Below are 26,150 nucleotides of genomic sequence, written 5' to 3' on the forward strand. Positions count from 1 at the left end.
GGCAATCAAACGTCTTTGGATGTGTGTCCACCTGTTGATTGTCGCTGCGCCCTTTCATGCTCGTATGCTTCGGGTTGGAACGCTTTCACAATTTGCCGGTTCCAGAGACGCATTTCTTCCAGTTTCGAATTATTGAGACTATTATTCTCATTAAATTTGAGAATCAGCCGCGCCGCTGGTAGACGTCAGGACTGTGACCATGCCACGAAAACCCATTCGCAAAAATCTGAGCTTGAAATGGCTGGAGTTGTTCCAGATTTGCGCCCAAAAGGGCTCTTTGCAGGCGGCAGCCAAAGAAACCGGACTTACGGTCAGCACCGTCTCGCACCATCTGCGCAACCTCGAAGACCATCTGGGCGTCGAGCTGCTCAACCACGCGCGCAGACCGATGGTTCTTACCCAAAAAGGGCACGTATTTCTGCGCAACATTGATGACGCTCTTTACTCCATTCGCAAAGCCGAGGCGGAAGCTTCGGCCGGAAGCATTTCCGAGGCGAGATATTTGCGACTGGGCGCGATCGAGGATTTCGACAGCGACATCATTCCTGACCTTGCTGTGTACCTGTCGACAAACATGCCGCACTGCGACTTCCTGTATCATACCGGTTCCAGCCATTCGATCATCGAGATGCTGCGCAACCGTCAGCTGGACCTCGGCATTGCCAGCATTCCGACAGAGCGGTTTCGCGACCTGCAAGTCCTTCCGCTTCTGAATGATCCTTTTGTGATGGTTCTTCCGATAGACGCCGAGCAATCGCTTGCGGATGTCGTCGAGGGGCGCACAAAACTTCCGTTCCTGCGGTTTTCCGGCGATCTGGTCATCGCGGGCCAGATTGAAGCACATCTTCGCAGGCATGGCTTGTCATCGGCGAACAGGTTTGAGTGTGACAACAATCAGACGCTGATGGCGATGGTGGCTGCCGGTGCTGGCTGGACTATTTCCACCCCGCTTCTGTTTTCACGGGCCAAACGGTTCCAGCCAAAGCTGCGATTGCACCGCTTTCCCGGCAAGGGGTTTGCACGAACTTTGGCAATCGTGCTGACACCGGACTGTTCACGGTCGATGTGCGATCTTGTCGACAACAATGTGCGCACTCTTGTGAACACACATGCGATTGGCCCACTTCATCAAAGCGTTCCTTGGCTTGCAGACAGCTTCAACCTCATCACCTGAAAGCGCCATGGCCGGTCGCGTCGCGATCCCTTTCAGTAGTGTGATTTTCTTTCATATAACTTTTGATTTTATCTGAAAGGCGCTGCCAAGATTGCGAACTGCGACAAGCCACGACCCTATCGTTGGAAACGCATGTTGGAGCCCCCTCAATGAAATCCCGCACCAAAGTTGTTGTGATAGGCGGCGGAATAGCTGGCTGTTCAACGCTTTATCACCTCACGCAGGAAGGGTGGAGCGATGTCGTGCTGGTGGAACGCAACGAGCTGACCAGCGGAACAACTTGGCATTCGGCAGCACAGGTCACGAATTTTGGCATGAACCAGACCATGGTCGGCCTGAAGTCCCATTCGATCAACCTTTACAAAGAACTGGCCAGCGATCCGGATTACCCGATCAATTACCATTATGGTGATGGGGGCATCCGGCTGGCCAACACCGAAGAACAGATGCAGGGCTATCGCCATTTTGCGTCGATGGCACGCGGGATGGACGTCGATTTCGAAGTGATTGACGCCAAAGAATGTGCCCGTCGCCACCCTCTGATGTCCACGGACAACCTGATCGGTGGGCTGTGGGATCCGCGCGATGGCGATATCGACCCCGCGCAACTGTGTCAGGCACTGGCGCGGCGCGCCCGCAACGCAGGCGCTGAGGTTTATCGCAACACACCAGTCACCGGATTGACGCAGCATAAGGACGACACGTGGACTGTGCACACCGAACACGGCGATATCGACTGTGACATCGTGGTAAACGCTGGTGGCTACCGTGTGAATGAAGTCGGTGCGATGATGGGGGTTCATCACCCCGTCGCGTCGATGGAGCATCAGTATTTCTTGACCGAAGAAATGCCTGCAATCAAAGAGGCTGGCCACCGGATGCCACTTCTGCGTTGCCCTATCTCGGACTATTATTGTCGGCAGGAAAAAAACGGTCTGCTGGTCGGGTTCTATGAACAAGACTGCAAAACATGGGGCATGGACGGGATTGATCCGAACTTCGTCAACGCGCTGTGCCCTGACGATTTGGATCGGGTGACCGATGTGCTTGAAGGCGCGTTCGAACGCATGCCGGCACTGACAGAGGTCGGCATCCACACGGTCGTCAATGGTCCGATCACATACACGATCGACGGCGCGCCTTTGGTCGGGCCAATCCCCGGCAAGCGAAACGCATTCTGTATCATCGGGCTGCGGGCCGGGCTTGGCGAAGGCGGCGGCCTTGGCTGGCTGTTGGCCCAGCAGATCGTGCATGGCGAGGCATGCTATGACACGTGGTGCATTGATCCCCGCCGCTTTACCGGGCATGCCAATGTCGAACTGACGGCTCTGAAGTCAATCGAGGATTATCAGAACGAGTTTCGTTTTCACTTCCCACACGAACACCGCCCCGCCGGACGCCCGGCCAAGACGACGCCGCTGACACCTATACTTGCGGCCGAGGGGACCGAATTCACGGTCGTCAATGGCTGGGAAAGGGTGGACTACATCAAGCCAACGGATGATTTTCGCCCCAGGCTGTCCTTCCATTTTGACGAGACATTCGACGTCATCGCCGCCGAAGTGAAGAACGTCCAAGAGAATGTCGGCCTTTGTGAAGTCAACGGGTTCAACCGCTTCGAAATTTCCGGCGTGGATCGCCATGTGTTCCTTGACCGCATGTTCTGCGGCAATGTCACCAAACGACCGGGACGCGTCGGGCTTGGGTATCTGCTGAACCATCAAGGCATGGTCAAAGGCGAAGCGACGGTGGCCAACTTGCCAGCCAGTGACCGAGGGGGTGACCGGGTATGGTATGGCTCGGCCGCAGCAAGCGAATTTCACGACATGGATTGGCTGACGGGGCATCTGCGAGACAATGAAAACGTTCAAATCCGTAGCCTGACCAACGACCAGACCATTCTGGTATTGGCCGGGCCAAAGGCACGCGACGTGCTGTCGGCTTGCGCCCGAGGCGACTGGTCGAAGGACGCCTTTCCGTGGCTAAGCGTGCGCGAGTGTTTCATCGGGTTTGCCCCCGCCACTGTGTTGGGCGTCAGCTTCTCGGGGGAACTCGCCTATGAAATCCACGTGCCGAATGCGTCACTCTATGCCGCCTATCTGGCGCTGCGAAAGGCCGGAAAGACGCATGGGCTGAAACTGTTCGGCGCGCGTGCCGCAGATTCCATGCGAATGGAAAAAGGGTTCCTGCACTGGAAAGCGGACCTTCTTACCGAATTCGACCCATTTGAAACCGGGCTTGATCGGTTCGTGAAGCTGGACAAGGCCGAGTTTGTGGGCCGGCAACCACTGCGGAAACGTCAGGCTGCGGGACCGTCAAAAAGGCTTGTGACGCTAAAAATCGACGCGACGCATGCGCCGGCTCATGGCGGGGCATCGCTGATGCATGGCGACCGGGTGGCAGGCACGGTAACATCGGGCGAATGGGGCCATCGGGTCGGAATTAATCTGGCTTTTGGTTATGTTGACCCCGAATTGGCATGTGTTGGCAGAACCATGCATCTGGACCTGTGCGGCGATTTAGTAAACGCTGAGGTGATTGCCCCATCACCCTATGATCCAGACCATTCGCGGATCTGTGGTTAAGCGTGTGGTCTATAATATCTACGGCGCCGTATTGTCGTGGTGGTCGGCTTGCCTGACCGAGACTAACCATGACCATACCCTGAAGAATTGAGTAGATACTATGGCGACAGCCTTTCTGAAAAAAGCAGAACCCCGCCCTCATGCAGAGAGCAACGATATCCGCGACACTGTCGCGATCATGTTGATCAACATTGAGCGCGAAGGTGAAGATGCTGTGCGCCGATACGGTCAAACGCTCGATCAGTGGTCCGGGGACATCGTCCTGTCAGATGCCGCGCGCAAGGCGGCCTGCGACCGTGTTCCCGAAAGCCTCAAAAGTGATATTCAGTTTGCCCACGCCAACATAAAACGTTTCGCCGAAGCTCAAAAAGCCACAATGGGCGAATGCGAAATCGAGGTCATACCGGGGCTGATCGCAGGACAGCGGCAAATCCCGGTGTCAAGTGCGGGCTGCTATGTTCCTGGCGGGCGTTACAGCCATGTCGCCAGCGCGCTGATGACCATCACCACCGCCAAAGTCGCGGGCGTGGCACACATCACGGCCGTATCACCACCGCGTCCCCAAACGGGCATTCCCGATGCGATTATCTATGCGATGGACCTTGGTGGCGCGGATCTGATTTTGAACCTTGGCGGCGTGCAGGGCGTCGCTGCCATGGCGCAAGGGCTGTTCGGTGCAAAGCCTGCTGACATTCTGGTCGGGCCGGGCAATTCCTATGTGGCCGAAGCCAAACGGATGCTATTTGGCAATGTCGGTATCGACATGTTTGCGGGCCCCACCGACTCTCTGATCATCGCGGATCAGACTGCCTCGGTCGAAACTGTGGCATGGGATTTGGTGAGCCAGGCCGAACATGGCGCGGACAGCCCCGTCTGGCTGGTTAGCACAGACAGGACACTCGCCGAAGGCGTCATGGCCCGTGTACCCGAGTTGATCGACTGCCTGCCAGAGCCTAATGCCTCGGCTGCGCGTATCGCTTGGGACGACCGCGCCGAGGTGGTCCTGTGTGACAGCCGTGAAGAAGCTGCGAACGTGGCCGACCAGTATGCACCCGAGCATCTTCAGGTGCAGGCTGACGATCTTGACTGGTGGCTAAGCCGACTGTCAGCTTATGGATCATTGTTCCTGGGCAAAGAAACAACAGTGTCATTTGGCGACAAGACCGCAGGGCCAAACCACGTTCTGCCAACCAGTGGCGCGGCCCGCTATACCGGTGGCTTGTCGGTGCATAAGTTTACCAAGACCGTTACATGGCAACGCTGCAATGAAGAGGCGTCCCACGAACTCGCGCTACGAACCGCGCGCATCAGCCGGGTAGAGGGGATGGAAGGCCACGCCCGCGCCGCTGAATTGCGTCGAAGATAAAGGGCATTCCCCTTGCGCTCAGGCGGCGTTCTATTGGCATGCCATCTGGGGATCTATGGCACTGCGGTAGACTGTCAAAGATGATCCAGAACGCTACGCCATTCTTACGTTATTCATATGGTCCAGTCGCTTTCCGAACTCGTCTTCACTGATGCCTTCTGACAGGGCGCGCTGGAAGAACGCTGCTTGAGATTCTGGCGCCAGCCCATTCATCGGTGGATCCAGATCAAGGTTTGTGGGGAATGCGTATCCCTCGGCGGTTGCAGCTACGGCAGCGGATAGTTCAGCCGGACTCAACCTGTTCTCGGCCCTGGCTTGAACAGCGTGCGGGAACAGCAGCTTGCACATCTTGTCCCGATCAATCGTTTCCATGGCGCGGCCGAAGGCTGACGAGATCTGCAACAGGTTGGCAAGCCGGTGAATGTCGTGGCTCGTATTCGCGCCGGCCGCATGAAACAGGGCGGGGTTGAAAAAGATTGCATCTCCTTTGGCAAGCGGCAACTGAACGTGGCGCTGTTCAAACAGAGCCCGGAAATCGTCCCTACGCCAAGCCGCATAACCCGGACGATAGGCCTGCGAGAAGGGCAGCAGTTTCGTTGGACCGCTTTCCAAGGGCATGTCGCAATGCGCGACGGCACCTTGAAGCGTCAGAATTGGCGAAACATCGTGGACATGTGCCGGGTAGGACGCACTGACATCAGCGGTTTGAAAACCCAGATGATAGTCGCGGTGAGCCTGTTGCGCTGCTCCACCCGGATGCACAAGGTTCACCTGCGCCGTCATCTGATAGTTCGGTCCAAGCCACGCCTCGCAGACGGCGGCGATGGCGGTATTGGCAAAATAATTCAAGAACACCTCGGGCGAGACTTCGCAGAGTTTCTGAAGTGAATTCCAGATTCGGTCATTAACACCCGAAGCCGCAAAATGATCGCCTCCGCCGGCAGCTCCCTGCTTTTCTTCGCTGATGATGCGTTCATAGATCCGGGTCGCGTCATCCAGCACTGAGGTGTCGGCATAAGCCCGCCTGAGGGCGATGACCCCGGCACCAATGCGCAGAACTGTCGCCCATTCCGCCATAATCTGCTTGCGCGCCCGGTCATCTTCAAGAGCTGGACGCAGGTCCGCCATATCATAGATGGGAATTTGCTTTTCGATTGCTGAGGCATGCGGCACGTCCTCGGCGCGTGTGGTTTGACCAATGAGTGAGGAGAACTCCTCAAGATCACACGCGTCGGGATCGTAATAGGCGACGGTACTCCCGGTGACATTGTTCATGGCGAATCCTCCCTGTTTCGCAACCACGATAACGCGGTTGCGATTGCAGTGATCATTAAAACACTCCAAATGACGCTTGAGCATTACGGGCTTATGCCTGATGTGTTTGTGGCCCACGATCAAGATCAAGATAATCGAAGTCCGATTTTGGATCAGAGGCTGGATTTCATCCTGCATCTCGATTTGCAATCAGACATAAATAGCGCGTTCATCGCATTCCTTACGTACCGTCAGTTCCTAACCAAACCCATGGACATGCTGATATCGACCGTTCAGGTGCTGACCCCGAAGAATGTCGCGCTGCAAATTCGGTCCGGCTGAAACCGCGCATTCAATGGAAAAGGGCGGACGTCGCCGACCTTGAAAACGCCTCGAAAGTCATCGCAATGTTCTGTCAAATGGAACCCGCGAAAGTGTTTAGCCAATGATTGTTCGCCCTGCTCAAACAGATGACGCCGTTGGTATTGCCGATGTTCTCAATGATCTTGTTAGGGCTGGCAAGCGGAGCAATAGAGATGACCCCGAATTTGCATTGAACAACTACATTGCTCGCCCCAATAGGATTGAGTGCCTTGTCGCCGACGATGAAGAAGGACGTATTTTGGGGTTTCAATCTTTAAAACTGGCGAAGATCGGAAATGAATATGGCGCGCCAGCAGGATGGGCGTTGATCGGAACCCATATCAGCCCGAACGCTGCGCGGCGTGGGATCGACAAAGCGCTATTCGCTTACACATTGCGAGCTGCACAAAAATCCGGTGTCCCCGCGATTGAGGCATTCATTGGTGCGACCAACACCGAGGGCCAAGCTTACTACGAAGCTATGGGCTTTTCCGACTACCGGCAAACGGACGGCGCAATCTGCAAGGCGCTCCATCTGCGCTAAGGCCACTGGCTTTTCTTGGAAAGTAAGCGGCGCTGTGCGGTTCACCTGGTATCGCCAAGCAGAGCCCGAACTGCGGGACGATGGCGCGAAGTGGGTGTCGGGCGACGTGTATCCAGTGCGATATTAAGTTCTGCATGTATCCTGCTGGGTGTTGCTTGCTCAAATAGATGTTTGATTTTTCGCGCGCGATAAGAAAATGTAAACTCCAGTAAAATTTTGAGGTGCCAGAATGAGCAACCGGAAGATCCGAAACATGGAAGAGTTTGCGGCGATCAGCGGCATCTCTCGGCCGACTGTATCGAAGTATTTCAATGACCCGGACAGCGTGCGCCCATCGACCCGTGAAAAGATCGAAAAGTCGCTGAAGAAGCATAATTACCGTCCCAACATCTTTGCGATGAACCAAAATCGGAAGCTGACCAAGAATTTGGGCGTTGTGGTCCCCTATCTTGCGGACCCTTTTTTCGCTGAGATTGCGCGGCGCATTGAAACAATGGTTATCGCCGCCGGGTTTCGCCCGATATTGCTGAGCTCGCACGGTGATCCACATCTGGAAGTCGAAAATCTGGAATCCCTGTTGTCGATTAAACCGGCCGGCGTGTTGTTGGCCCCGCTGGGCCGCACGTCGGACAAGAAGGCAATTGAACGGTTCTGCGAAGACGTGCCGACCGTAAATTTCGACACCAATCTTGAAAGTGCTGGCGAAGCATTTGTTGGGCACAACAACGCCCAAGCAACAGAAATGATGTTGGAGTATTTGACAAGAACGGGTGAACCGCCCGCGTTCTTTGAAATGAAGACGCCTCCGAACCCGAATGCCAGAAAGCGACGGACAGCCTATGTCGAGACGATGGAGCGTATGGGGCATAGCCCACACATCATCCAAGCGGAAGGCGAGGGTTGGGAGTTCGAGGAGATCGGCTATCGAGAAGGCAAGCGGACCTTGTCAGAGGGGAATTTGCCGTCGCACACAGTGTTTTGCAGTAACGACAGGCTTGCCATCGGCTTTTTGGCAGCCGCTTACGAGTTGGGGCTGCGTGTTGGCTTGAGCGCCGATTGCTCGTTGCGCGTTGCCGGTCACGATAACCATCCGTTTTCGCGGTTTACCTGTCCAACACTGACGACCGTTTCACACAACTATACCGCCATCGCCACCAAGAGCGTCGAAACAATACTGGCCCTAATCGAATCGGGCGATCGAGCGCCAGAACGCAAATCGACCCTGTTTGACGGCGAACTGATAATGCGCGCTTCTGCTTAAGTTATTGTTTTTGCCCGGTGCTATTTACTATTTTTACGCGCGTTAAGTTTAAGATTGACGACGCGGAAGTCTTCCCCGTATGGTCATAGGGTAACTTTCATTCCGTGGGAGGATAAGAATGAAACTCGCAAATGTACTTCGTGCAGCAACAGCGATGTCGGTCATAACGACTTGCGCTGCGTATGCCGAAACACTCACTATCGCCACTGTGAACAACGGCGATATGATCCGAATGCAAGGCTATACCGAAGACTTTACCGCCAAAACCGGGCACGAAGTCGAATGGGTAACGCTGGAAGAAAACGTCCTGCGCCAACGCGTGACTACAGACATCACCACCAAGGGCGGTGCGTTCGATATCATGACGATTGGAATGTATGAAACACCGATCTGGGGGGCAAATGGCTGGCTGGTCCCGCTTGATGATCTGTCTGCCGAATACGATGTGGACGACATCCTTCCCGCGATGCGCGCAGGTCTGAGCCACGAAGGAACACTTTTTGCCGCGCCTTTCTACGGCGAAAGCTCCATGATCATGTATCGCACCGACCTGATGGAAGCGGCCGGGCTGGAAATGCCCGATGCGCCGACCTGGCAGTTCATCCGCGAAGCCGCCGCCGCCATGACCGACCGTGACAACGAAATCAACGGCATCTGTCTGCGTGGCAAGGCCGGCTGGGGCGAAGGCGGTGCTTTCATCACAGTGACCGGAAACTCGTTCGGTGCACGTTGGTTCGACGAAGACTGGAACGCCCAGTTCGATCAGCCAGAATGGGCCGAAGCGCTTAACTTCTATGTTGGCATGATGGAAGAATCTGGCCCTCCGGGATATGCGACCAACGGCTTTAACGAAAACCTGTCGCTGTTCCAGCAAGGCAAATGCGGCATGTGGATCGACGCAACCGTTGCAGCGTCATTCGTGACCAACCCGGACGATTCAACCGTGGCCGACAAGGTCGGTTTCGCACTGGCACCGAACAGCGAAGGTGTCGACAAGAAGTCGAACTGGCTTTGGGCCTGGGCTTTGGCAATCCCTGCTGGCACGCAGAAAGCCGATGCCGCCAAGGAGTTCATCGAGTGGGCGACATCGAAAGAGTATATCGAGCTTGTCGCGGGCAATGAAGGCTGGGCCAACGTGCCTCCGGGTGCGCGCACATCTCTGTATGAGAACGAGAACTATCAGAGCGTTCCGTTTGCCAAGATGACGCTGGATTCCATCCAGGCTGCTGATCCGACCAACCCGACCGTCAAGCCGGTCCCGTATGTCGGCATCCAGTTTGTCGCGATCCCTGAATTTGCCGGTATTGCAACCGAAGTCAGCCAAGAATTCTCGGCAGCTTATGCAGGTCAGCAAAGCGTAGAAGAAGCGCTAGAAAAAGCGCAGGCGATCACAAACGACGCCATGGAGGCTGCGGGCTACCGCTAAGCATCCAAAGCTACGCCTACGGGGGGCGGCGATTAGGTCCGCCCCTCGACCCCAAGATCAAACCTCCATAATTTGACCTCGTTTCAGGCGGCATCGTCCGTCAACGAAGGAGATGTGTCATGGCCACCCAGCACTCAAGATCCGCAGCCAGATTGATGATGGCACCTGCAGTGATCCTACTACTCGGATGGATGCTGGTTCCGTTGACCATGACGCTGTTCTTTTCATTCAAGAAATACCTGCCACTGCGTGGCGACTCGATGGCTAACGGGCTGGAATGGGTCGGCTTTGACAACTACGTTCGGTTTGTAAGCTCCAGTTCTTTCTGGCCCAGCATTCAAGCCACCTTGATCATCGTCGGTGGTGTTCTAGCAATCACCATCGTCCTGGGCGTCCTGCTCGCGATCCTTCTGGACCAACCCATGTGGGGTCAGGGCATTGTCCGCATCCTTGTCATTGCCCCGTTCTTCGTCATGCCGACCGTATCGGCGCTGGTGTGGAAGAACATGTTCATGGACCCGGTGAACGGCCTCCTTGCCCATCTTTGGCGGGCGTTTGGCGCCGAACCTGTCCAATGGCTCAGCCAGGCGTCACTGCCGTCGCTGATCATGATTGTCTCGTGGCAATGGCTGCCATTCGCGACCCTTATCCTGCTGACGGCCATCCAATCGCTGGACAGTGAACAACTGGAGGCGGCTGAAATGGACGGCGCGCCGGTGCTTAAACGGTTCTGGTTTATTGTATTGCCGCACCTGTCGCGTGCGATCACCATCGTGATCCTTATCCAGACCATTTTCCTGCTGGCTCTGTTTGCCGAGATTTTCGTGACAACAGGCGGTGCGTTCGGCACCAAGACACTGTCTTACCTGATCTTCCAGCGTGTGCTGGAAAGCCAAAACGTCGGATTGGGATCGGCGGGTGGTGTCTATGCAATCATTCTGGCCAATATCGTTGCCATCTTCCTGATGCGCATCGTTGGCAAAAACCTAGACGCATAGGGAGGGCACGACATGGCACGCGCAGCGACATCACAACGCAAAGTTCTGAACACGGCATTGGCATGGGCGGTCGGATTTCTGATCTTCTTCCCGATCCTGTGGACGATCCTGACCAGCTTCAAGACCGAGGCACAGGCCATCGCAAGCCCGCCGATCTTTCTGAACTTTGACTGGACCTTAGAGAACTATGCAGTCGTTCAAGAACGGTCGAACTACATGCGGTTCTTGTGGAATTCGATCATCATTGCCGGTGGGTCGACCATCCTTGGCACCATCATTGCGATCCCGGCCGCCTGGTCCATGGCTTTTGTGCCTTCCAAGCGGACCAAAGACATTCTGTTGTGGATGCTGTCCACCAAGATGTTACCGGCGGTTGGTGTGCTTTACCCGATCTATTTGCTGTTCATCAAAATGGGGCTGCTGGACAGCCGCGCGGGGCTGGTCATCGTTCTGATGCTGATCAATCTGCCGATCATTGTCTGGATGCTGTACACTTATTTCCGCGAAATTCCGGGCGAGATTCTGGAAGCCGCACGGATGGACGGCGCGACCCTGAAAGATGAAATCCTGTATGTTCTGACGCCCATGGCGATCCCGGGCATCGCATCCACCCTATTGTTGAACTTCATCTTGGCCTGGAACGAGGCGTTTTGGACGCTGAACCTGACGGCGGCAAATGCCGCCCCTCTGACCGCGTTCATCGCCAGTTATTCCAGCCCCGAGGGCTTGTTCTACGCGAAACTCAGCGCGGCCTCGACCATGGCCATTGCGCCGATCCTCATCCTTGGCTGGTTCAGTCAGAAACAACTTGTCCGGGGTCTGACCTTCGGCGCAGTGAAATAAGGAAAGATCATGGGACGTATTGTACTCGATCAAGTGTCCAAAAGCTTCGGTGAGGTAGAGGTCATTCCACCACTGGACCTGACCATTGAAGATGGCGAGTTTACCGTTTTTGTCGGCCCCTCTGGCTGCGGGAAATCCACACTTTTGCGTCTGATCGCAGGGCTCGAAGATAGCTCGGGTGGGCATATCCGTATCGATGGGGCGGACGCCACCAACGTGCCACCGGCCAAGCGCGGGTTGGCGATGGTGTTTCAGTCATATGCTTTGTATCCGCACATGTCGGTGCGCAAGAATATCGCGTTTCCGTTGCGCATGGCCAAGTTGGATCAGGTCGAGATTGACAGGCGGGTCGATGGGGCTGCCGCGGTGCTGAACCTGGGCGACTATCTTGATCGACGCCCAGGTCAACTGTCGGGCGGGCAACGTCAACGTGTTGCCATTGGCCGGGCCATCGTGCGCGAGCCAGCAGCCTTCTTGTTTGACGAACCGCTGTCGAATCTCGATGCCGCTTTGCGTGTCGGTATGCGTCTGGAAATCTCGGAACTGCATAAGCGACTGCAAACCACGATGGTCTATGTCACCCATGACCAGGTCGAGGCGATGACCATGGCGGACAAGATCGTCGTCCTTCATGCTGGTAGGGTCGAACAGGTCGGCTCGCCGCTAGAGCTTTACCGCGCACCGCGCAACACCTTTGTCGCGGGCTTCATCGGCTCGCCCAAGATGAACCTGCTGGAAGGGCCCGAAGCTGCAAAGCATAATGCGCGCACCATCGGGACGCGACCAGAACACATCGCGATTTCCGAGACCGACGGCGAATGGGCAGGCACGGTCGGTGTGTCAGAACATCTGGGCTCGGACACGTTCTTTCACGTCAAATGCGATGCCTTTCCAGAGCCGTTGACCGTGCGCGCAAGCGGCGAGATGACCGTAGGTTACGGTGCCAAGGTGTTCCTGACCCCGGACCCTGCCCATCTGCATCGCTTTGACGAACAAGGGCTGCGTCTGGAATGAAACGGCTTCAGGGAAAAACGGCCCTGATCACGGGCGCTGCACGCGGAATTGGGTTTGAGTTCGCCAAGGCCTACATAGCCGAAGGCGCGCAGGTGGCGATTGCCGATATCGACATCGCCCGCGCTCAGACGGCGGCGCAAGAGCTTGCCAGTTCGGCCATTGCTATTGAGATGGACGTGACCCGTCAGGACAGCATCGACGCTGCAATAACCAAGGCAGTTAAGCAGCTTGGCGATATCGACATCCTGATCAACAACGCAGCCATCTTTACCGCCGCCCCGATTGACGAAATTACCCGCAAGGATTTCGACGCGGTCTTTGCGATCAATGTATCAGGCGTGCTGTTCACCATGCAGGCCGTCGCCAAGCACATGATTGCCCGTGGACAAGGCGGCAAGATTATCAATATGGCCAGTCAGGCAGGCCGTCGGGGTGAAGCGCTGGTCGCTGTTTATTGCGCCTCGAAAGCGGCCGTAATCAGCATGACGCAGTCGGCCGGGCTTAATCTGATACAGCACGGTATCAACGTGAACGCCATTGCTCCGGGCGTGGTGGATGGTGAGCACTGGGATGGCGTCGATGCCTTCTTCGCAAAGTACGAAGCCAAGCCGCTTGGCCAGAAAAAGAAGGAAGTCGGAGACGCCGTTCCCATTGGCCGTATGGCAAAGGCGTCTGACCTGACGGGAATGGCCGTGTTTCTGGCAAGTGCAGAAGCTGACTACATCGTGGCCCAGACCTTCGGCGTCGATGGTGGGAATTGGATGAGCTGATGAGCGATCAGACCCGGAAACCGGCCGCCGCGCCCCTGAAAAACGACAATCTGTCGGACTTGCCAGCGTCTGTGTCCCGCCCCAGCTATGACCGCGCCGAACTGACGCCGGGGATCGTGCATATCGGGCTTGGCAACTTCCACCGCGCGCATCAAGCTTGGTATTTGCACCGGTTGATGCAGACAGGCGCGGCGCTTGACTGGGCAATTATTGGGGCCGGCGTGCGGCCTTATGACGAAAATCAGCGCCTGAAACTAGCGAAGCAGGACTATCTGACAACTCTGGTCGAGTTGGATCCTGCTGGAACTTCGGCCGAAGTCATCGGCCCAATGATCGACTATGTGCCAGTGCAGCCGGGCAACCGGTTGCTGATCGAACGTATGGCTCAGCCCGACATCCGGATCGTGGCCCTGACCGTGACCGAGGGTGGGTATTACGTTGACCAAACCACAAAGGCGTTCGACGCGACGCATCCTGACATCCAGCATGACGCAGCACACCCCGACACCCCGAAGACCGCGTTTGGGGCGATGGTTGCAGCACTGAAATTGCGCCGTGATCAGGGCGTCGGGCCCTTCACCGGGCTTAGCTGCGACAATCTTCAAGGCAATGGCGCCATCCTGCGTCAGACCGTGGTTTCGCTGGCCCGCCTGTCCGATCCTGATCTGGCCAACTGGATTGATCAAACCTGTAGTTTCCCCAACTCAATGGTCGATTGCATCGTCCCGGCAACGGGGCCGCAAGAGATTGAATTGGTCAGGTCGCTTGGCATCGACGATGCAGCGCCCGTCACCCACGAAAACTATCGCCAATGGGTGATAGAAGACGATTTCTGCGCCGGCAGACCCGACTGGAGCAAAGTGGGCGCGACGTTCACCGACAACGTCCATGACTACGAAGCGATGAAAATCCGCGTCCTGAATGGCGGCCACCAAATCGTTGCCGGTCCAGGTGAAATTCTGTCGATCGCGACAATCGCCGACTGCATGGCGCACAAAAAAATCCACGCGCTTTTTACGCGGATTGCCCTTGATGAAATCACCCCACATGTGAAACCGGTTCCGGGAATAACGCCCGCGGCATATGTCGAACTGATTGACCGCAGGTTCTCAAATCCGCGAATTGTGGACACGACGCGCCGGGTTGCCTTCGATGGGTCATCGCGACACTTGGGATTTGTGATTCCGACCATTCGCGAAGGGCTCGCCGCAGGAACTCCCATTGATGGGCTCGCACTGGTCGAAGCAGCATGGGCGCGCATGTGCGAAGGCACGCGAGAAGACGGAAGTCAGATTGAACCAAACGACCCGTTCTGGGATGAGCTTCAGACCGTGGCCAGTGCCGCGAAATCGAATCCGATGATCTGGCTTGAGCAGCGTCGGTATTATGGCGACCTGGCCTCAGTTTCCCGCTTTGCCGCGGCGTTCTCTAAGTGGTTACGAATAATATGGGCTGACGGTATTGAAGCTGCCATTGAGGTCTATCTGGAAGGCTGATCAAACGGCTTGCTTGTCGGTGCGGATGCGACGCCCATTGGTTCGGTTCCGCGTGACCAATCTACATGCCCGCCCCACGCTGGGTCCGTCGTCAAATCCGCTCGAATGGTGCAAAGGTTCGAACCAGAAAGACCCGGTCAATACTCAGACAGCCAGTGTTGGCGTGAAAATCTGTTTTTCGCCTTCTTGGAATTTTCGGAGATCCAGCGGCCAACGTGCTTTTGGCCAGTATATCTCCATTTCCTGTTTTCTCGGCCGGTAGACCGCTGTGTAAAGCGTCCCGAAACCATGGTCGAACGCCGCAGAATAAAGCGGTGGTTTCAGAAATGCACCGATGAACTTTTCTTCGGGTTCAGTGTGTAACGTGAGGCGCTGAAGTAGGAAACGTTCACGCTCCACCGTCGCTGTAAGGCGCGCATGGCTTGCCCATTCCACCTTTTCCTGATGATTGGTCGCGACGGCAGCGCGGGTAATCAGCGTCGGTCGATCCGGCGCCATCAACGCCGTCAGATATCGGCGTTTGGCGTCCACCACCGTTACATTATAGCTCATATGCGTTGGCACGCGCGCCAGCACTTTACCGGCTTCTTCCGCAGTCTCACAGGTTTGCAAAACATAGCGCAAGATCAAGGGCACGCCAAAGCCGTCACCGACCACCCGACGCCCACCAAACGTAAGCGAGATCGCAAGGCCCGCGTCGTTCATACCATCAACCAGCCCCCACAGGCCGTCACTGGTGCCCATCACGGTTCTGTCCTGCCATTTGGTGTGCAGGATCAGGCTGTCAAAGGCGTGCGGGCTGTAATCGTAATTGCGCACCAGAACCGGCTCTGCCCCCGGCCAGATTGCCTGAGAACAGCCGGACAAGTAGGCAGGCGGACAATAAAAGCTCAGAAACCGCGCTGCGTGGTCCGAACCACCAGCCAGTTCACAAAGCTCTTCATAAAGTGGTAGCATCTCGGGCATGTGCTTTTTCAGGGCTTGCAAGCTGTCCCAATATCCAGGTCGAGCTTCAGCACCTTCGCTCATCCACCAACGATGATAGGCGGGCCAATATTCCTGAAACAACCCGGCCCATTTGGGACCGGGTTTCGCTTCGGATATCGCGCGCCAATTCAGTCGCATTGATCCCTTTCCGCCTACAGGATCTTAAAGGCTGGATCGGCAAGTGCCGGCCCCGCCTCTGCCACCGGAAGGGGGCGACCAGACACGCCCTGCTTGATGCCGTGAATCCAACGCTTGCCGCGCTCGTTCAACTTGAACCCGGGCGTCATCGAGCGGCCACGCGTCACCAGAATACCGATGTCAGCCCCCTCATAGCGGTAATCACCCGGCTGCAGAATGCGCAGGAAAAATGCCTCGTTCTCGCTTTCAACTGCGCGGCGGTGATAGTCGAAGCGGTCAAAATTGATACTGCCGTCTTCACGCATTTTATATATGCCAGTTTCGGGCACTTCGGTCGCGATATCAACACTATCCTCGGTGTGCTTGATGACCATCTGCGACCAGCTGTCGATCATTGCGGGATCGGCCCAGCGGTTGTTCAGCTCGTTCACATCCAACTCGAATTTCTTTTTCGAAAACTCGAGAAGATGGAACAGAAACAGCGGCGCGTCGGCATGCGCAAAGGCGGCATGGTTAGTCATTGAAGACGCGCCAGTAATCCGCGGGTTCAGCTCTCCCAGCCAGATGTCACCGGTCTTTTTGTCGATCAGAAAGTCCAGCTCGAAATAGCCGCGATAGCCTTCTTTGCGCAGCTGCTCGCCGAATTTAAAGGTCAACTCGCGGGCTTTCTGGCGCACTTTGGGGGGAAATGCCGTTGAAAGGATTTCGTTGCCACACCAGCCGCCTCGATACGGTGTCAATTCGTTGAAGCCGACAAGCTCGGTCATAAGCGGGCCAACGATTGTGCCTTGCTTGGTGGCGCAGGCCTCGATCGCGGATCCGCGGCAGTCGATCCGCTTCATGATCTTGATCTCGCCTTCGCCCACGATTTCATGTTCGTGACGGCGGAAGTCAGACTCTGACTTGATGAAAAACGTCGTGTGACCGCTGTCCCCAAAGGCTGACTGCAACACCAGATCATGGCCGATGCCTGCTTTCTCGCAGGTCTTGCGCAGATCGTCGTAGTCTTTGACTTCGGCCAGCACGTTGGGCACCGACGGCACCCCGGCCTTGTTGCCGATGCGCACGGTTTCGATCTTGTTGTCCATCTTCGTGCGCAGTTTAGCCTTGGGAAACCACACGTCGGCGCCAAGTTCTTTGGCCAGACGCTCGGTTTCCTCGTCGAACATCAGGAAAACAAATTTCGGCTTGCCGCCACGCCGCTTCACAAGGTCGATCACTTCCTTGTGCTGAAGAAGGTAGTTGTTGATATCCTCGATCGACTGGAATTCTGCATGCGGCTGCTCGGACGGACAGAACACGTTGGGATGCTTGCCATCGTAGCAGTCGATATAGCATATGTATTTGAAATTCTTACACCATTCATCCAAACCCAACAGGTTGAAATTGGTCGCCGAAATAAAATAAATCGGGTCCTCGTTGCGGTGAAAATGACGCCTGATTTCAGATATATTCTTGAGCACAGCTGTTGGCATTGTCGTTCTCCCTGTTTTTGGTCTTATTTGTGTCGCGCGACATTCAGTTTCAGTCGCGCGGCATTCGTTTTCATCTGTTGCTTCAGGGCGTCTTGGGTAAATACCCGCAGCCCCAAATCTTCGCGATATCCGTGGATTTCGCTGACATCCAGCGCCCGCATGAAAGCCAAGATTTCCTGGCTGACGACCTGTCCGGGAACCAAGATCGGAAAGCCAGGCGGATAGGGGATAATGAACGAGGCCGACACAACATCATCGCCGCCTTCCAACGCGGATTTTAGTGACCCATCAAGCTCCAGATAATCACAGTTCTTTTCATCGTAGCTCAGGAAAAATGCCGAGCGGATATCGCCTTCGGATGTTGCTTGATCCGTGCGGAAGCTGTCGTGGAACCGGCTGAAATCGGGCAGTGGCGGCAGATCATGCATCAGAGTGTTGACGCGTTTTTCAAATCCGCGCCGCTCCATGATCGAGGCATCATCAAGCAGGTCATCAAGGTCTGAGGCGATTTCGACCAGAACTTCGATCAGATAGGCGACGGATGATCGGGTTGTGCCAATATTGGTCATGAACAAAACCGTATTGCGCGAGGTTTTGTTGATCTGAATCCCGTATTTATCCATAAGAATTTTGGTCTTGAACGTGTCCCCATCCCAACCGGTGCCCCCAACGGCAAGGGTTACGCGGGTTGCGTCAAGCACGAATTCGTCCTGTTCCCAGCAATCCCAGATGTCGGTCCAGCCCTGCTCGGAATCATAGTAGCTTTGAACCCCACTTTCGCGGTGCTGTTCGGGGATCATGTCGCCGGCCGTCAAAACCTTGAAGTATTTCTGCAGCTTAGGATGGGTTGAGATCGCCCGGCGCATCGACATCGCGGCCTCTACCTGTCTTTGAACAAACTCGAAGCCCTCAAGCTCAACCTGACGTCTGCCCACATCCAACGAGGCGATGATCTGATAATTCGGCGACGTTGAGGTATGGGTCATATAGGCTTCGCGAAAGCTGGCCTCGACCTCGCCCTTGAAGTCCTGATCGTTGACATGGATCATCGACCCCTGCCGCAGTGAGGTAAGGGTTTTGTGGGTCGAATGTGTCGCATAAACACGAATTCGAGCGTCCGGTGGCGGGATGAGGCGCGTGTTCAGGATGGTTTCTTCATCGGCTTTCTCAAGCTGCTTTTGTTGTTCAAGATAGGCCTGTGCGTGGTCTTCGGTGCGCAATCGGTCACGCAGGTTGTTTGCCGCATTCATACCGGTGCGCTGGCGATAGGTCGGACCAAACCGGGCAAAAGCGAACCAGGCCTCATCCCACAGAAAAACAAGGTCGGGTTTAATCGCCAGACATTCTTCCATCACCCGTTCGACGTTGTAGACGATGCCGTCAAACGTGCAGTTCGTCAGCAGCAGCATCCGCACGCGGTCCAGCTTGCCCTCGGCCTTTAGTTTGAGCAGTTGATGCTTGATCTCACGCAGGGGTACCGCGCCATACATCGAATACTCATTCAACGGATAGCTATCGAGATAAACAACCTGCGCACCGGCCAGCACCATGCCGTAATGGTGCGATTTATGGCAATCGCGATCCACCAGAACAATGTCGCCCGGCCGAATCAGACCCTGCACCACGATCTTGTTGCAGGTCGAGGTGCCGTTGGTGGCAAAAAATGTCTGCTTCGAGCCAAACGCGCGGCTTGCCAGTTCCTGCGCCTCTTTGATGGGGCCGTGCGGCTCCAGCAGGCTATCCAGACCACCTGATGTGGCCGAGGTCTCTGCCATGAAGATGTTGGGGCCGTAAAACGCGCCCATATCCTGAATCCAATGGCTGCGAGAAATGGATTTTCCGCGGCTGATTGGCAGGGCATGAAATACACCGGTGGGCTGCTTTGAATACTCGACCAGAGCGGTGAAAAACGGCGTTTTATAACGCGCTTGAACGCCGCGCAGGATGTTCAGATGAAGTTCAAGAAAGTCTTCTTGATTGTAAAACACGCGGCGGCAGATCCCCAGATCCAGCCCGGCAATATCCTCGACCGAGCGATCCGTGACCAGATAGGCATCAAGTTCGGGGCGGACTTTTGCGATCAACCTGCACAGTTCAGGTCCATAGTTTTCGGGCTCTAACGCCTCGATATCCTCAATCCCGCCTGCGCGATTCAGATAGCGCGTCAGGATGGCCAGTTCGACCTGAGAATCCATTTTTAAACCGGGGCGCACAACGATGGCCTGAATGTTGTGGTTAAACAGCACCCCGATCAAGGCATCTTGCAGGCTTGGGACCACCACGATTTCATAATGAAACGGGTCTTCCATGCGGCGCATGCGTGAGAAATTGTTCTTTAGCCAGCGTTCCTGATGCTCGTTCAGATCATCGACTACCATCACTTCGAAATAGGGCTTGGCTAGAGCGCGCGCTTCCAAAGACTGCACGACCTCGTCTTCATGTTCGTCGGTATCAACACTGTCGCGTTCCAAAGGCACATGCCTGCGCCGATAGGCGCCCGTTGTCAGCGCCCGCGTGATGCGCTGAACCGAAAAGGCAACGTCGTCATATTTCCGATGCTCGAACTGGCGGCGAATGTTGTCAAACGCTTGCACACCCGGAAACGCCCAATAGGATTCAATCAGGGCCAGAGACTCGAATAGATGCGTGACTTGTTGCACCAGCGCCTGTGCCTTTGCGCCCTCGGCGTCACGCGAAAGGGCCGCTGTGGCGTCGCGCAAAGCGCTCCAGCGGTCGGAACGCAGTTGTATCGCAGAGTAGTAGTCGCTCACGGATTGCATCAAATGTTTCCCCTCAAAATCGGTCACAGGTCAGACTGAAGCGCAACCCCTCGTGAGAAGGACGTCAGGTTCAGCCGCTGCGTATCTTAGCAGAATGGTGCGGTGGTGTTGCCTGCACTGGTGCGGTGTCATCGCCCAACGCAGGTGTCGTATGACCTGGAACATCAACATGTAGTCCGGCACGCGAACCCTGCGACGGTGTTTCCAAAGGCCCGAGAGTCTTCAAATAAGAGTCGGTGCCGCTATCGCGGTCATAAACTGAAAAGTCGACAGATCGGTCGCGGAAGCTTTTCAAAACCTGACCCAACCCCTTCATTCCGGTTTCTCGCTGACGGCGCACTTGGTCCAAATCCAATTCAATCGGGAACATGTCCTCTTGTCCAGCAGACTGATGCAGAACCATTGACGTGGGATCAATCACACAGGATTTGCCGACGCCGCCAGCGCCCAGACCGTTGACGTCGATCACATAGCACTGAAATTGGGCTGCGGTGGCGCGTGCGATGGCCAGTTCGGCATCGCGGTCGGTGGTGCCGGTAAGAACCGGGTGCAGCAATACCTCAACACCTTGGCTGGTAAGCTGCCGGGTCGTTTCGGGAAACCAGATATCATAGCAGATCGACAAACCAAACCGGCCAACCTCGGGCACGTCGAACACGCAAAATCCGGCTCCTGCCTCAACGCCTGCTTCATACGGGCGGAAAGGAAACATCTTTCGGTAGGTCGCGACTGTTTCGCCCTGTGGGTTGATGACAGTCGACGTGTTGAAAATCTTGCCATCTTCGGTTTTTTCAAACATTGACCCGGGTATCAGCCAAATCTTGTGCTTTATCGCAGCTTCGCGAAACCGGTCGATCGCTTCATTATGAAGCGGCAAGGCGAATTTGCTTAGCGGTCCGTAAGCGGCCAGCTCGCTGAACAAAACCATCTGGGTCCAGGGAAAGCGCGCCATTAAAATATCCAGACGGTGGATCATTCCGTCCACGTTTGGTTGCAATGCGTTTACATACATTTGCACACCGGCAATTGCGAATGGCGTCATTCAGGTTGATCTCCAATATGAACAGCAGCTTCAGTCCAGACTACTCTGCTTTTGAAGGGAAGAACAACAGCCCGTCTTGGTCAGAAATTCCGGCCGAAGAACGGATCCAAGTGAATGGGCAGCGAAAGCTCGGATGCGCCTATAGCGAACACGCCCAGATATTGCTGCACGCGCACGCAGAACCTTTGGCACCGCATTCGCCTGTTGATTGCGAAGCGACAATCCCAACTATCTGGGTAATTGAGCGCAATTGTGATACAATAAATGTTCACATCGAAGATTGGGGGCTTCTATGAAACAACGTCCCAAGATGACCACCGGGATGGCGTCGCTGCGGCATCTTGCGCTGCCCTTGGTCTGCCTGCTGCTCGCCCTGCCTGCCCATTCGCAGACCGTGACCGCCCCGGCCGGGTCGGGCATTGCCACGTCGACGATGCGAGTTCAGCCCCTTGATAACGCCCCCACGCCGTCCTTTATCGGCGGCTGGGAACCATTTGACGATGGCGTGTGGCTCAGCCTCGACCTCGACTTCACCACGGGGAACGAGGACGTTGCGTTGGAAGAGGCCCGTGTCACTTACCGCGACGCAGGCGGCGCGGACGTCGCCTCGGCGACCGTGGGGTCACGCGATTTGTCCTTCGCAACACTCAGCCGCACAAACGCCACCTTGGGAACAGCCGTACCTGCAGCGTTTAACGATACCGGAGGGCGGCTTGACGACATGGGATCGTTCGGCTCGCAATGTATCCGCGATATCGAGATCGACTCGAACCAACTGCTCTATGCGGGCGGCACCGGAACCTCGTCACCGATATTTCCAGCCGTGGGCATATTCCCCAACGGATCGCTACTTGGCCGGTACGACGCTGCTGGCGGCAGAGACAACGGGTTCTCCGGCAACGGGTTGCTCTCCGTGCAAATCGACCATCCATTCAACGAAGACGATGCAATCCGTCACGGAATCGCTGCCATCGCGACATCGCCTGTTGGCGACATTTGGACCGGCGGCGCCTCGTGGCTTGAAAACGTCCCGCAGGACGGTGAGGTCGACTCCTTCTGGACGCTGACCCGGATCGACGTGAACGGCGCGATAGATTTTCCTTTCGGGGTCAGGATCGTTGAACCTCAGACGGATGGCGGTGCCATTCGCGCCCTGGCCATAGACGACAGCTCGCGACCTGTCGCGGCTGGCTATATCCGCGTCGATGACCGGAACCGCGCGGCGCTCGCGACTTTCGGCCTTGGCGGCGATCTTGCCGCGGACTTCGGCCTGCGCGTCGCAAATTTTCTGCCGGCGGACACGGTTTCAACTTACACCGCGCTTGCCTATGACAGCACTGACCGCCTTTACGCCACGGGTTGGTACGGCCCTCCGCAGGAGTTGGAGCCGGAACCCGGCCCACTGGAGGATCGCACATGGTTCGTCGCACGCTTTGCCGACGACGGCTCACTTGATGAGACGTTCGGAACCGACGGTCTGGTCGAGGTCGATTTCCTCGGGTTCGACAGGGCCTATCCGGGCGCGATGGTAATTGACGACGAGGACCGGATCGTCACTGTCGGCAGCGTGTCGACGGGTGACGGCATCAACGCTCAGGCGGCATTCTCGCGATTGCTGCCATCGGGCGCGCCAGACGATACGTTTCAGCCCCTATTCAGCGGCACTGGCCAGTTCGTCACCGATGCTGGCATTGGCGGCCTGGTCGGTGCGACGGATGTGGTCATTGACTCGCAGGATCGCATCGTCGCGTCGCTGGCTACCGTGGACGCATTCGCAGCCATCCGGCTTGAAGGGGCGGACGGGGCTGCCGATGCAGCCTTTGGAGATGGCGGCGTTGTGGTCCATGCCCACCCCGACACACCTAACCAGGACGGAAGCTTCGCATCCTCCATAGCGGTCGCCTCGGGCAACCGTATCGTTCTCGGCGGTTGCGCTACAGCGGATGATGACGAGCGCAATTTTGCCCTGATGCGCCTATTGGAGGACGGCAGTCTCGATTCCAATGCCAATCAGCTGCCCGCCAACACCCGCGTCATCCTCGCCTTCCCGGATGAAGCATTGCCGGATGACGAACGGCAGATGCCTTTCACCGGCACCCCTCCCGCGACGGTTGATGTCGAATTGGATCTGCGAGAGATCGCGTCGGGCGATGTTTGGACCATCTCCTGGACCGACATTCCCGCGCCGAACTTGGTTGCGGTTCCTCTACCGGATCCACTGCAATCCTATATCTTTCCACTTGCTCCGACGCAGGTGGTTGTCCCCTTACCGGACGACGAAGCCTGCGCCCTCATCGACGATGACGACGTGGGCGACGACGAAACCGCACCGCCCGCCCCGGACCTATTCTATTACGTTTCCAACGGGCATGAGCTGCGCTATGGCGACATTGAAACCTCGCACCGTGCGCTGGTGCAGTCCCTCAACACGGCGTCCGCATCCAACGATCAGCGCCACGCCTACGATATTGTCGTGCGCGACCAAGACGGTGGCAGCAACGTCGGCCTCGACGCGGCGTGCAACCCGATCGCCACCAACACCAACGCGACCGCCTATATCTGGGGCCAGTCGGTCATTGCGGCGGCAGATGGGAACATCGTGACGCTGGATAGCAGCCAGCCCGAAAATCCATCCCCGGGCGTCCGCTTGGCCGGTGTGCCGCGCGGCGGCAACTCCGTCACCATTGACCATGGTAACGGCCAGTTCACCCGCTATTCGCACATGCAAGCCGGGTCGATCCCCAACAACCTCGCGGCTCTCAACAACCTGGGTATGTGCCCGGCCGGACAGGTCTGCACCGTCACGCAGGGCGATCTGCTGGGTGTTGTCGGCAACTCGGGCAACAGCTCAGGGCCGCACCTGCACTTTGTTCTGATGGACGGCTCGAACGCCAATACCGACGAAGGTCGGCCGATCACTTTCTCGAACATCATGTTCGGGGACATGAACCAGACCAATGTGGCGATTCACACGCGCCAACTGATCAATAACGTCATGCCGATCCCTTCCATGATCGTACTTAACCCGCCCTCGCCCGCCGGTCTCATCGCCGAGATCGAGGACAACGACGCGGTTGAGGATCATCAAGCCCTGACCCCGCCGACGATCGTGCAGGGTGAAATCTCGGACAGCGAAAGCCCAACGCTGGCGGTGCGCGGCGACCCTGTGGAAGATATCTACCGGTTCGAAACGGACACCCGCGCGCAGGCCGTGATCCGCCTCACGCCGACATCGCGGAACGGCGATCTGAACGTCTACCTGCTAAATGACGGCCTTCTGATGCTGAACCCTGATGGCGCGGGCTGGGGGACAGGCAGCACCGAGGAAATCGTCACAACCCTGGCGCCGGGCCGTTACTATGTCGCCGTCTCGGATGCCGATGACGGCAGCGGGGCGACCTACGACCTCGACATCGAACTCAAACCATTCGCTTGGCAATACTCGGCCAAGGTCGTCTGCGGCACCCAGACTGATGCAGACGATGGCCGTCTGACACCGGGTCGTTACGCCACCACGGTCAACATCCACAATCCGGGCGCGACGCCAGCGCTGATCCACAAGAAACTGGCGCTGGCCTATCCGCCAGCCGAACAGACACCGGGGCAGATCTTGGAAATCGGCGAAGACGACCTCGGCTACGATCAGGCGGTCAAGACCGACTGCGCCGATATCGATCGCAACGCCCTGTCGGAAACGACATTGGGCGGCGCAACCTACTACGAAGGCTTCGTTGTGGTCGAAAGCACCGAGCGTCTGGACGTCACCGTCGTCTATTCAACTGCCGCGCTGGACAACAGTGGCAACGTCGCTTCGCAAAGCTCCATCGATGTGGAACAGATCACCGAGCGCGGTCTGGGTGTGGATCTGTCGGTCGACAAGACCGCACAAGACTTCGTGTTACGGATGGGCGCCAGAGAGCTTCACTTCATCCTTTATACTGTCGAAATCGGCAATCTCGGCCCGGCGACGGCTACCGACGTTTATCTGGTGGACGAGATGTCTCTGGGCCTTCTAAACGCGGATGGCATTATTGGGCTGCTGCCCGCTCCGCTGGACTTGCCCGCGACCGGCGCTCTGCTGTCGATCAACTATCCGTCCTTGACCGAATCCGTGGCGGAGTTTGACGTTGGCAGCATCGCCGCAGGAACCACCCGCACGATCAGGTTCTGGGGCGCGGCCGTCGCGGCCGGGGGCGAAGACGGCAGCCCGGCATTGGCGGTCGTCGAAAACCGCGCCACCATCCGCGCCGGCCCGGTCGAACTGCTGGAGGACGACAATACCGCAACCGTTAACACCCAGATCCTGCCATGAGGTGCCCTATGATCCGCGTCACCATCCTTTGCCTAAGTCTGGCCATGCCCGCAACGGCCCAAGATCGGCCTTCCGAACCCGTCGATCCCTGCACGGCCATCGCGCAGGACGACCTGCGCCGCACCGCGCGCGTGTTGAACGCGCCCGAGAATCAACGCAGCGAGCGGGAGTTGAAAAGGGAACAGACGAGGCTGGCGCGCAGCAGCGACCTCGCCGCCATGCTTCGCTGCCTGATGAACACTCGATCCGAGCGGAATTCGCTCGGGCGAACGGATTAGACGGCTTTCTACGACGGTCCGAGAACCGCTTAACGACAACGTCA

General features: G+C 56.7%; 18 protein-coding genes. 13 read left to right on the top strand and 5 right to left on the bottom strand.

The window, feature by feature from the left end; translation table 11 throughout:
- Positions 1 to 199 precede the first annotated feature (199 nt).
- From MUY35_RS09350 to hisD, 3 genes are all read left to right on the top strand, one after another.
- Positions 200 to 1,174: a LysR family transcriptional regulator gene (locus MUY35_RS09350; protein WP_248366609.1), complete on the top strand. Its 975-nt coding sequence runs from the start codon at positions 200 to 202 to the stop codon at positions 1,172 to 1,174.
- A 149-nt stretch (positions 1,175 to 1,323) separates the two neighbouring features.
- Positions 1,324 to 3,759: an FAD-dependent oxidoreductase gene (locus tag MUY35_RS09355; protein ID WP_248366612.1), complete on the top strand. Its 2,436-nt coding sequence runs from the start codon at positions 1,324 to 1,326 to the stop codon at positions 3,757 to 3,759.
- 100 nt (positions 3,760 to 3,859) lie between these two features.
- Entirely contained in the window at positions 3,860 to 5,125 is a 1,266-nt protein-coding gene (hisD, locus tag MUY35_RS09360) for a histidinol dehydrogenase (protein ID WP_248366616.1), read from the top strand.
- A 93-nt stretch (positions 5,126 to 5,218) separates the two neighbouring features.
- Here the strand turns inward: hisD and MUY35_RS09365 are convergent, their stop codons facing one another.
- Positions 5,219 to 6,400: a phytanoyl-CoA dioxygenase family protein gene (locus MUY35_RS09365; protein ID WP_248367236.1), complete on the bottom strand. Its 1,182-nt coding sequence runs from the start codon at positions 6,398 to 6,400 to the stop codon at positions 5,219 to 5,221.
- A gap of 424 nt (positions 6,401 to 6,824) precedes the next feature.
- On the opposite strand from MUY35_RS09365, the gene MUY35_RS09370 reads away from it, so the two are divergent.
- From MUY35_RS09370 to MUY35_RS09405, 8 genes are all read left to right on the top strand, one after another.
- Positions 6,825 to 7,286, top strand: a complete 462-nt coding sequence (locus MUY35_RS09370; protein ID WP_248366619.1) for a GNAT family N-acetyltransferase — start codon at positions 6,825 to 6,827, stop codon at positions 7,284 to 7,286.
- A 229-nt stretch (positions 7,287 to 7,515) separates the two neighbouring features.
- Positions 7,516 to 8,547, top strand: coding sequence for a LacI family DNA-binding transcriptional regulator (locus tag MUY35_RS09375; RefSeq protein ID WP_248366623.1), 1,032 nt, complete (start codon positions 7,516 to 7,518; stop codon positions 8,545 to 8,547).
- Positions 8,548 to 8,665: 118 nt separating this feature from the next.
- Positions 8,666 to 9,973 carry a sugar ABC transporter substrate-binding protein gene (locus tag MUY35_RS09380; protein ID WP_248366626.1) on the top strand — a complete coding sequence of 436 codons (1,308 nt, stop codon included), beginning with the start codon at positions 8,666 to 8,668 and terminating at the stop codon, positions 9,971 to 9,973.
- A 119-nt stretch (positions 9,974 to 10,092) separates the two neighbouring features.
- Positions 10,093 to 10,971, top strand: a complete 879-nt coding sequence (locus MUY35_RS09385; RefSeq protein ID WP_248366645.1) for a sugar ABC transporter permease — start codon at positions 10,093 to 10,095, stop codon at positions 10,969 to 10,971.
- Between the two features lie 12 nt (positions 10,972 to 10,983).
- A complete protein-coding gene (locus tag MUY35_RS09390) occupies positions 10,984 to 11,814 on the top strand; it encodes a carbohydrate ABC transporter permease (protein ID WP_248366648.1) in 831 nt (276 codons plus the stop codon).
- 9 nt (positions 11,815 to 11,823) lie between these two features.
- Positions 11,824 to 12,828: an ABC transporter ATP-binding protein gene (locus tag MUY35_RS09395; protein WP_248366651.1), complete on the top strand. Its 1,005-nt coding sequence runs from the start codon at positions 11,824 to 11,826 to the stop codon at positions 12,826 to 12,828.
- Entirely contained in the window at positions 12,825 to 13,598 is a 774-nt protein-coding gene (locus MUY35_RS09400; RefSeq protein WP_248366655.1) for an L-iditol 2-dehydrogenase, read from the top strand. Before MUY35_RS09395 ends, MUY35_RS09400 begins: the two co-directional genes overlap by 4 nt.
- Entirely contained in the window at positions 13,598 to 15,094 is a 1,497-nt protein-coding gene (locus tag MUY35_RS09405; protein ID WP_248366658.1) for a mannitol dehydrogenase family protein, read from the top strand. The genes MUY35_RS09400 and MUY35_RS09405 overlap by 1 nt, the downstream gene beginning before the upstream one ends.
- A gap of 144 nt (positions 15,095 to 15,238) precedes the next feature.
- Here MUY35_RS09405 and MUY35_RS09410 read toward each other — a convergent pair whose 3' ends face one another.
- The 4 genes from MUY35_RS09410 to MUY35_RS09425 all read right to left on the bottom strand — a co-directional run bounded on the left by MUY35_RS09410 (position 15,239) and on the right by MUY35_RS09425 (position 21,516).
- The gene (locus MUY35_RS09410) at positions 15,239 to 16,219 is read right to left on the bottom strand and encodes a C45 family peptidase (RefSeq protein ID WP_248366694.1); all 981 of its coding nucleotides are present in this window, start codon (positions 16,217 to 16,219) and stop codon (positions 15,239 to 15,241) included.
- Positions 16,220 to 16,233: 14 nt separating this feature from the next.
- Entirely contained in the window at positions 16,234 to 17,694 is a 1,461-nt protein-coding gene (locus MUY35_RS09415) for a biotin carboxylase (protein WP_248366697.1), read from the bottom strand.
- 23 nt (positions 17,695 to 17,717) lie between these two features.
- A complete protein-coding gene (locus tag MUY35_RS09420) occupies positions 17,718 to 20,474 on the bottom strand; it encodes an aminotransferase class I/II-fold pyridoxal phosphate-dependent enzyme (RefSeq protein WP_248366700.1) in 2,757 nt (918 codons plus the stop codon).
- A 70-nt stretch (positions 20,475 to 20,544) separates the two neighbouring features.
- Positions 20,545 to 21,516, bottom strand: coding sequence for a carbon-nitrogen hydrolase family protein (locus tag MUY35_RS09425; protein ID WP_248366715.1), 972 nt, complete (start codon positions 21,514 to 21,516; stop codon positions 20,545 to 20,547).
- Between the two features lie 292 nt (positions 21,517 to 21,808).
- Between MUY35_RS09425 and MUY35_RS09430 the strand changes: the two genes are divergently transcribed.
- On the top strand, positions 21,809 to 25,828 hold the full coding sequence (locus MUY35_RS09430; protein ID WP_248366732.1) for a peptidoglycan DD-metalloendopeptidase family protein: 4,020 nt from the start codon (positions 21,809 to 21,811) through the stop codon (positions 25,826 to 25,828).
- An 8-nt stretch (positions 25,829 to 25,836) separates the two neighbouring features.
- Positions 25,837 to 26,106 (top strand): hypothetical protein, encoded by a 270-nt coding sequence (locus MUY35_RS09435; protein WP_248366735.1) that lies wholly within the window; start codon positions 25,837 to 25,839, stop codon positions 26,104 to 26,106.
- Positions 26,107 to 26,150: the final 44 nt, after the last annotated feature.

It is taken from the genome of Aliiroseovarius sp. S1339, assembly GCF_023195695.1.
GTDB lineage: Bacteria > Pseudomonadota > Alphaproteobacteria > Rhodobacterales > Rhodobacteraceae > Aliiroseovarius.

Coding starts and splice junctions, on each gene's coding strand:
- MUY35_RS09420 (WP_248366700.1), bottom strand. CDS start 20,474: ATGCAATCCGTGAGCGACTACTACTCTGCGATACAACTGCGTTCCGAC.
- hisD (WP_248366616.1), top strand. CDS start 3,860: ATGGCGACAGCCTTTCTGAAAAAAGCAGAACCCCGCCCTCATGCAGAG.
- MUY35_RS09435 (WP_248366735.1), top strand. CDS start 25,837: ATGATCCGCGTCACCATCCTTTGCCTAAGTCTGGCCATGCCCGCAACG.
- MUY35_RS09380 (WP_248366626.1), top strand. CDS start 8,666: ATGAAACTCGCAAATGTACTTCGTGCAGCAACAGCGATGTCGGTCATA.
- MUY35_RS09400 (WP_248366655.1), top strand. CDS start 12,825: ATGAAACGGCTTCAGGGAAAAACGGCCCTGATCACGGGCGCTGCACGC.
- MUY35_RS09370 (WP_248366619.1), top strand. CDS start 6,825: ATGATTGTTCGCCCTGCTCAAACAGATGACGCCGTTGGTATTGCCGAT.
- MUY35_RS09395 (WP_248366651.1), top strand. CDS start 11,824: ATGGGACGTATTGTACTCGATCAAGTGTCCAAAAGCTTCGGTGAGGTA.
- MUY35_RS09430 (WP_248366732.1), top strand. CDS start 21,809: ATGAAACAACGTCCCAAGATGACCACCGGGATGGCGTCGCTGCGGCAT.
- MUY35_RS09375 (WP_248366623.1), top strand. CDS start 7,516: ATGAGCAACCGGAAGATCCGAAACATGGAAGAGTTTGCGGCGATCAGC.
- MUY35_RS09390 (WP_248366648.1), top strand. CDS start 10,984: ATGGCACGCGCAGCGACATCACAACGCAAAGTTCTGAACACGGCATTG.
- MUY35_RS09350 (WP_248366609.1), top strand. CDS start 200: ATGCCACGAAAACCCATTCGCAAAAATCTGAGCTTGAAATGGCTGGAG.
- MUY35_RS09385 (WP_248366645.1), top strand. CDS start 10,093: ATGGCCACCCAGCACTCAAGATCCGCAGCCAGATTGATGATGGCACCT.
- MUY35_RS09410 (WP_248366694.1), bottom strand. CDS start 16,219: ATGCGACTGAATTGGCGCGCGATATCCGAAGCGAAACCCGGTCCCAAA.
- MUY35_RS09415 (WP_248366697.1), bottom strand. CDS start 17,694: ATGCCAACAGCTGTGCTCAAGAATATATCTGAAATCAGGCGTCATTTT.
- MUY35_RS09425 (WP_248366715.1), bottom strand. CDS start 21,516: ATGACGCCATTCGCAATTGCCGGTGTGCAAATGTATGTAAACGCATTG.
- MUY35_RS09365 (WP_248367236.1), bottom strand. CDS start 6,400: ATGAACAATGTCACCGGGAGTACCGTCGCCTATTACGATCCCGACGCG.
- MUY35_RS09355 (WP_248366612.1), top strand. CDS start 1,324: ATGAAATCCCGCACCAAAGTTGTTGTGATAGGCGGCGGAATAGCTGGC.
- MUY35_RS09405 (WP_248366658.1), top strand. CDS start 13,598: ATGAGCGATCAGACCCGGAAACCGGCCGCCGCGCCCCTGAAAAACGAC.